General features: G+C 71.8%; 1 protein-coding gene and 1 pseudogene. Both read right to left on the reverse strand.

Features of this window, described 5'->3' with window-relative positions; translation table 11 throughout:
- Positions 1–336 (reverse strand): XdhC family protein (locus CFP71_RS42525; RefSeq protein WP_093939460.1); only part of this gene is annotated, 336 nt, incomplete at its 3' end.
- An 11-nt stretch (positions 337–347) separates the two neighbouring features.
- Positions 348–500 (reverse strand): annotated as a pseudogene (locus CFP71_RS45250) (NUDIX hydrolase); the annotation flags it as partial.

Below are 500 nucleotides of genomic sequence, written 5' to 3' on the forward strand. Positions count from 1 at the left end.
GATCTCGGGGTCCGGAACCCCGAGTGCCTCGAGCGCGGCCACATGCGGGCCGGCGTGTCGCGGGTTGCCGAGCACGCCGACCCACCGGGTCGGGTGGTCCAGCACGGCCTTCAGCACTTCGCCGAGTTCGGGCCGGTCGTGATCGGTGACGACCACGTCGGCCTCCGGTCCGAGTTCCGGCACCGTCGTGACGGCCTCGAAGCCGCCCTCGACGTCCGTCGCCCGTGCGCCGTCCGGCTCGAACAACACCGGTGCGTACCCGAGGTCCTTGCCGTAGCGGAGCAGGAAGGACGCCACCGGCGTCGCGAACACCGCCACCAGAACGCGCTCACTCACGGTTCGTCCTCCTAGAGGTCGGGCTCGGCGATCTCGAAGTACTCCGGGAGCCGGGCGGTACCGGCGAGGCCGAAGTACCGGACCTTCCGGCGCCGCCGCAGATGCAGGGTGTCCCGGACGGCGTCGTTGTGCACGCGCCGCGCGATGACGACCCGGTGCTCGGC

Origin of the sequence: Amycolatopsis thailandensis (assembly GCF_002234405.1) — a bacterium.
Lineage (GTDB): Bacteria > Actinomycetota > Actinomycetes > Mycobacteriales > Pseudonocardiaceae > Amycolatopsis > Amycolatopsis thailandensis.